Origin of the sequence: Pseudomonas sp. 2822-17, from assembly GCF_002742485.1 — a bacterium.
GTDB classification, from domain to species: domain Bacteria; phylum Pseudomonadota; class Gammaproteobacteria; order Pseudomonadales; family Pseudomonadaceae; genus Aquipseudomonas; species Aquipseudomonas cyclaminis.
Map to the genome: position 1 here is coordinate 1 of NZ_LJRZ01000979.1, position 230 is coordinate 230.

1 pseudogene is annotated in these 230 nt (G+C 37.0%); it reads left to right on the forward strand.

What is annotated here, in order from left to right:
* Positions 1-230 (forward strand): annotated as a pseudogene (locus tag AOA60_RS33735) (carbon-nitrogen hydrolase); the annotation flags it as partial.

The following is a 230-nucleotide window of genomic DNA, read 5'->3' on the forward strand; positions in this document are numbered from 1 at the left end:
TGTAGGTGCTAGTTATCATTCCGACTTTGTCGTTTTCCCAGAGATTTTTACAACACAACTCCTGTCATTTATTGAAGAGAAAAGACCAAGTCAGGCCATACGACGTCTAACCGAATTTACAGAAGCATATATTAACTTATTTACCGAGCTCGCAATAAAGTATAACGTCAACATTATTGGTGGCTCTCACTTTGTAGAAGAAGACGGTAAAATCTATAATATTGCTTACC